The sequence below is a fragment of the Brevibacillus sp. FW306-2-1A-C05A genome, assembly GCF_058781555.1.
In genome coordinates this window covers 63,469-69,596 of the sequence record NZ_JBYSWV010000026.1, presented here as the reverse complement: position 1 = coordinate 69,596, position 6,128 = coordinate 63,469, and the positions used below count along the sequence as shown (strand labels likewise).

Genomic DNA, 6,128 nt, shown 5'->3' with positions numbered 1-6,128 from the left:
GACCTCACTCTCATCCCGCCCCTAAAGGGGGTGCTATCGCACCGTAGCGGGCTTTCTCGTTCGGAAAATCTGTAAAGGCACCTGTACCGCTGCGCACTTCGCACAGCCGTCAGGTGCCTCTTTGCTTTTTCTCTATACTTCTTCGATCAGGCGCGCCAGCAAAGTCGCGCGTGTCGATATTTCCCCCAGTTCGATCCATTCCTCCGGCGAGTGGGCAAATCCGCCCTTTGCCCCAAGTCCGTCCAGCGTCGGAACCCCGCAGGCAGCGGCGAAGTTGCCGTCGCTTACGCCACCTGTCCCGGATTCCTCCAGCTCCATCCCCAGCTCATGACGGCTGATGGATTTTGCCAGCGCAAACAACACGCCTGTATCCTTGGTACGCTCCATCGGCGGACGGCGAATGCCGCCCGTCACGTTGATGCTCGTGCCCGAAAGTAGCGGCTTGCGCTCGCGGATTACGTTTTCGATGCGTTGCGCCTCTTCCATGGAAACGACGCGCACATCCACCTCTGCCTCCGCGTAATCGGCGACGACATTGGCGCCAATCCCGCCTTTGACTACGCCGACATTGATCGTCGTGCCTTTTTCGTAATCGGTCAGAGCGTGGAGAAATTGGATTTGCCGCGACAGCTCTTCGATGGCCGATACGCCTTTTTGGTGATCGACCCCGGCGTGTGCGGAAATGCCGCGAACCGCCACCGTATAATGCGCGCTGCCTTTGCGCCATGTTTTCAGCGCGCCGCCAGGCTCCGTCGGCGGCTCCAGCACGAAGCTCGCGGCCGAGCGGGACGCTTCCTGCTCTACCAGCCATCTGGAGGTCGGGCTGCCGATTTCCTCGTCGCTGTTGAGCAAGAGCACGATTTTTTTGTCCGCCGGCAAACGGTCCAGCTTCACCAAAGCCCGCAGCGCGAACATCGCCTGCAAAATTCCAGCCTTCATATCATATACACCTGGTCCGTACGCTTTTTCGTCCCGGATGGAAAATGGCCTGCGGGCCGCTTCTCCTTCCAGCCACACGGTATCGTAGTGACCGATGATGAGGATTTGCTTGTCCCCTTCGCCCAATGTGCAGCGCACCTGATCGCCGTATGTCGCATTCGGGATCAGCTCCGCCCTGCCGCCTGTCAGCCGTTGAAACTGGAGCGCGAACCAGCCCGCCATCCGGTCGCCCAGCCGTTTGTCCCGCGAAGGCGAGTCCATGTTGACCGCCTCTTCGAGCAATTGCAAAAAGTGATTCATGTTGTCTTGCAAATAAGTCTGGATTGACATAGTGCCTCTTCCTTAATGAGATTGTGAATTGAGTCCGAACAGGCGCTCTAGTCCGTACACTTTTTCCAGCAGCACGATAAAGACCAGACTCAGCAGAATGACAACCGCGGAGATGGAAGCAACCAGCGGGTCAAGCGTTTCCTGCATATAGGTAAAGATCGCAAGCGGAAGCGTTGTCGTGTCCGGTGCCACCAGAAACAGGGAAACCGTCACATTGTCAAACGACGTCAGGAACGAGAAAATCATGCCTGACACAATCGCAGGCCTAAGCAAAGGCAGCGTGATGTCCCAAAACACGCGAAACGGATGGGCACCCAGCATGTAGCCCGCCTTTTCCAGCGTGTAGTCAAATGTGCTAAGCCCGGTGAGCACCAGCCGCACGACATACGGAATGGAAATCAGGATGTGCGCCAAAAGCAGCCCGGTAAACGTACCCGCAATGCCGATGCGCGTAAAAAACAGCAACGCGGAAATCCCGATAATCAGCGACGGCACCGTGAGCGGCGAGAGCATCAGCGCATTGATGAAGCCGCTCCCGCGAAACTTGTACTTGGACAAGGCAAATGCCGCCAGCGTACCGAGCAACGTAGCCAGAACAGCCGTTACCGTCGCCAGCTTGAGACTCATCCAGAGCGATTCGATAAACTCCGGCCGATCCAAAATCATCGTGTACCATTGGAACGAAAAGCCCTCCGGCGGAAACGCCAAGTATCCGGCAGCCGTAAAGGAGCTTGGAATGATGACCAAAAACGGCAGATTGACCAGCACCAGCACAAAGAACGTGATGAGCCCGAGCACATTCAGCTTTTTCATGACGCAAACACCTCTTTATACCGCTTCGTTTCGATCAACCACGTGTACAAGGTCACCAGCAAAATCGTACTGCCCAACAGCAGGAAGGCCAACGCCGCACCGAGCGGCCAGTTCAAGGTCGCCATGATCTGCTCATACGCGATCACAGGCATCACCTTCACCGAAGTACCCCCCATCAGGGCAGGAGTGACAAACGCGCTCATCGACAGACTGAAAACGAGTGTCGTCCCGGCGATCATCCCCGGCAAGCAAAGCGGCAGCGTCACCGTAAAGAACGTGCGCATGCGCGATGCGCCCAAAATGGATGCTGCCTTGGACAGCGACGGATCAATCGCGTACAGGCTGGTCGCAATTGCCAGCACCATGTAGGCGATAAACGAGTCGGTCAGGCCGATGACCACCCCAAGCTCGTTGTACAAAAGCCGCAGCGGCTGCTCGATCAGCCCGAGCTTCATGAGCGTTTCGTTGATCCAGCCCTTTTCCCCGAGCACGACCACCCAGCCGAAGTTGCGGATGACCACGCTGATAAGGTGCGGAGCCAAAATCAGCATCGTGACAATCCCGCGCATTTTGCCTGTCGCCTGCGCCATGTACATCGCCACCGGAAAGCCGAGCAAAAGCGTAGCCAGCACGGTCCACAGACTGACGCGGATCGTCCGCCAAAGAATTTCTACGTAAAACGAATCTTGCACAAACAAGGCGTAGTTTTGCAGCGTAAAAGCCTGGTTTTCATCCTGGAAGCTGAGCAGAAGCATGAGCAGCATCGGCAGGATAAATACGCCGAGCAAAACAATCATGGCTGGTGCCGTCAAAAGTGTGATGGAAAGACGCTTGTTCATCCGTCATCCCCTCTCCACGGGCATGACCAGCACGTCTTCTGCGTTCCACTGGCAGTAGACCGTTTTGCCTGCTTCTTGTTCTGCCGACTTGTCGCTCATCTGGACTTTGACAGACAGCGTATGCGCTCCGGTCGCCACCTCGCACTCCGTATAGGAGCCGAGGAACGAGGCAAGCTGCAGATGGCCTTTTACCCGATTCGGCTGCGCCGTGTCCGCCGCCTCCGTCAGCTTGATTTTTTCCGGACGGACGAAAATCACCGCTTTTTGCTGCAAGGCAAACTGGTGCTTCTGCCCTGCAGCCTGCACGAGCAAACCGCCCGTCGTGCGAAGCGTCACGGTGTCGCCTTCGGTCGCGATCACTTCTCCTTCCATCCGGTTTGTCTTGCCGATGAACGTATGGACGAACTCGGAAGCCGGCTGGTTGTAGATCTCGTGCGGAGTGCCGATCTGCTCCACGAAGCCGTGATTCAGCACAACGATCCGGTCGGAGAGCGCCAGCGCTTCCTCCTGGTCGTGTGTCACGAAAATGGTGGTGACGCCAATTTCCTGATGCAGACGCTTCAGCTCGTCGCGCAGTTCCTCGCGCAGCTTCGCGTCCAGATTGCTGAGCGGCTCATCCAAAAGCAAGAGCGACGGCTCAATCACCAATGCGCGCGCGATGGCAATCCGTTGGCGCTGTCCGCCGGAGAGCTGCTTCGGATACCGATCCGCGACGTTTGGCAGCTTGACCAGCTCCAGCACACGATTGACGCGCTCCTGCATCTCCTGCTTTCCGATCTTGCGCAGCTTCAAGCCGTAGGCGATATTTTCCGCCACAGTCATGTGCGGAAACAACGAATACGTCTGAAACACCATTCCCAGTTCCCGCTTGTACGGCGGGACGCCATTCATCCGTTGACCCTTGATGAGCAAATCTCCGCCATCCGGGTCCAAAAATCCGGCAATCATGTTCAAGGTTGTGGTTTTGCCGCAACCGGATGGACCCAAAAACGAGATGAATTCGCCTTGCTCCACCTGCAGGTTGAAGTCCTGAACCACGACATTGTTTTGAAACTTTTTCATGATGCCGCGCAGTTCGACGTCAATCACCTTTGTCACTTCTATACCTACTTTCCTGTTTTGGGTGCGATTTCTTTGTTAAAGCGGTCCAGCCAAGCCGATGTTTCCTTGCTGATGACGTCGTAGTCAAAGTTGACAACCTTCGCGCGGTCAAATGCCAACGTCTTCGCTACATCGTCCGGCAGCTTTACTTCGGTAGCAGGATTGTAGTACAGCTTGGTCGCGTACATCGTCTGCACTTCGTCCGTCAGCAAAAAGTCGATGAACGCTTTGGCTGCTTGCGGATGCTTCGCGCCTTTGACGATTGTGGCGATGTTTGGCACGATATTGCCGCCCTCTTCCGGGAAGACAAATTCCAGCGGCACTCCCGCTTCTTTTTGCGTGAGGCTGCGCGCCATCGTCCAGGTGGTGTAGGCTGCGCTCTTGTTTTGCAGGTTTTGCTGCAGTTGCGCCGCGCTTTTCGCGAATGTCGGCATGTAGCCTGCAAGCGTTGCCATTTTTTCAAAACCAGGCTCGATATTTTTCTCCGATCCACCGTTGGCGTAGGCCAGCATAATCATGGTCGAACGTCCGAAGTTGCTCGCTACGTCTGTCATCGTGATGTTGCCCTTCACTTCCGGCTTGGTCAGGTCGTTCCACGACGCCGGAACCGGCAGTCCTTTTTCTTTGACCAGCTCGCTGTTGTACGAGATGCCCATTGGCGTGAAGTTGACGACGACACCGCTGTCATCCGTGACTTTCAAATCTTGCGGCACGTTTTTCACGTTTGGAATGTCCGTGGCAGAGATCGTTTCCCACAAGCCTTCCTGGCGCCCTTTTTCCTGCTCGCCGCCCTCGACGATCGTCAAGTCGATTTGCGGGGAGTTTTTCTGCGCTTTTACTTTCGCGACGATCTCGGTCGATACCCCGGATACGTAGGTCAGCTTGACGTTCGGGTATTTTTCGTTGAATTTCTTGAAGATTTCGTCTTTCATCAACTTCTCTACAGTAGCTCCGTTCCCCGCGACAACCAGCGTGTCTTCCAGTTGCACTTGTGCTTGCCCGCCGTCTGTATTGCCAGCAGCCGGCGTCGGAGCGGCAGTTTGCGGTGTGGAAGAGCCACAGCCCGCAAGCAAAGAACCAGTCAAAGCAAAAATCGACAGTACAGATAACGCCTTTTTCTTCACGTAAGTTCGACCCCCGTTTTATCTTATTTGTTCACGAATAGAGAACAACGTTTGCTATTCGAGAACGATAGTGTTATCCTATCATAAAGAGACTGACTATTCAAGGTAGTCATACAAAAAGCACCATTGCCTCCATTCAGGATTGCCTGCCCCCTATCTGTGGTAGAATAGGACTAATGCACATAAAGGAGACGTTTTTTATGGACCAAGTATTGTCTTCTGTACGAAACGGTTGCCGACTGTTAAAAATGTTTCTCGATTCTCCCAAAGAGCTTGGGGTGACCGAGCTTAGCAAAAAGCTTCAGCTATCAAAAGGAGCGGTGCACAAGCTGCTTTCCACGCTGGAATCAGAAGGCTTTATTCGCCAAAACGAAAAAACCAAGCAATATACGCTTGGCTATACACTGCTGGAGCTGGGCACGAAGGTGCTCACCAACCACGATATTGTCGATTTTTCCAAACCGTTTTTGACCGGGCTTGTCTCCCGGGTGAACGAGCTGGCCGTCCTGTGCGTGCAAGACTCGAAGGACGCCATCTACGTCGCGAAGGAAGATTCGAAGCATCCTATTCGCTTTACGGTCGAGTCTTTTCGCCGCTTCCCGCTCTACTCGACGACGGCGGCACGGGTGCTGCTCGCCTACCAGCCGGAGTCGTTCCAGGACGAGATATTGGCGGAGCAACCTTTGAAAATGTACACGCCTCACTCCTACACTTCCATCGAAGAGGTCAAAGCCGACCTGCAGGCGATCCGGGAGCGCGGCTACGAGATCAGCTCGAACCGCCGCAACACGGGCGTCACGGGAATTGCCGCGCCGATTTTCGATTCCACCGGACAGGTGACCGCCTCGATCAGCGTGATCGGCCCGACGGATCGCGTGATGCCCAAAAAAGAAGAGATCATCCAGGAAACGCTGGCTACGGTGCGCGACATGTCCACCCAGCTTGGATACCGTTTGCCGTAACCGCGCAGCCAACGAAAGAA

The 6,128-nt window shown here is 55.2% G+C and carries 6 protein-coding genes; 1 reads left to right on the top strand and 5 read right to left on the bottom strand.

Features of this window, described 5'->3' with window-relative positions:
* Positions 1-132: 132 nt before the first annotated feature.
* The 5 genes from AC3WJN_RS16160 to AC3WJN_RS16140 are packed head-to-tail and all read right to left on the bottom strand — an operon-like array spanning position 133 to position 5,146.
* Entirely contained in the window at positions 133-1,269 is a 1,137-nt protein-coding gene (locus tag AC3WJN_RS16160; protein WP_007787172.1) for a M20 family metallopeptidase, read from the bottom strand.
* A 12-nt stretch (positions 1,270-1,281) separates the two neighbouring features.
* On the bottom strand, positions 1,282-2,082 hold the full coding sequence (locus tag AC3WJN_RS16155) for an ABC transporter permease (protein ID WP_007787170.1): 801 nt from the start codon (positions 2,080-2,082) through the stop codon (positions 1,282-1,284).
* Complete coding sequence (locus AC3WJN_RS16150; protein ID WP_005836116.1) at positions 2,079-2,921, bottom strand: ABC transporter permease; 843 nt, start codon at positions 2,919-2,921, stop codon at positions 2,079-2,081. The genes AC3WJN_RS16155 and AC3WJN_RS16150 overlap by 4 nt, the downstream gene beginning before the upstream one ends.
* Positions 2,922-2,924: 3 nt before the next feature.
* Positions 2,925-4,019, bottom strand: coding sequence for an ABC transporter ATP-binding protein (locus AC3WJN_RS16145; protein WP_005836114.1), 1,095 nt, complete (start codon positions 4,017-4,019; stop codon positions 2,925-2,927).
* A gap of 8 nt (positions 4,020-4,027) precedes the next feature.
* The gene (locus AC3WJN_RS16140; protein WP_005836112.1) at positions 4,028-5,146 is read right to left on the bottom strand and encodes an ABC transporter substrate-binding protein; all 1,119 of its coding nucleotides are present in this window, start codon (positions 5,144-5,146) and stop codon (positions 4,028-4,030) included.
* Positions 5,147-5,346: 200 nt separating this feature from the next.
* Between AC3WJN_RS16140 and AC3WJN_RS16135 the strand changes: the two genes are divergently transcribed.
* Positions 5,347-6,108, top strand: coding sequence for an IclR family transcriptional regulator (locus AC3WJN_RS16135; protein WP_007787167.1), 762 nt, complete (start codon positions 5,347-5,349; stop codon positions 6,106-6,108).
* The last annotated feature ends 20 nt before the right edge of the window (positions 6,109-6,128 follow it).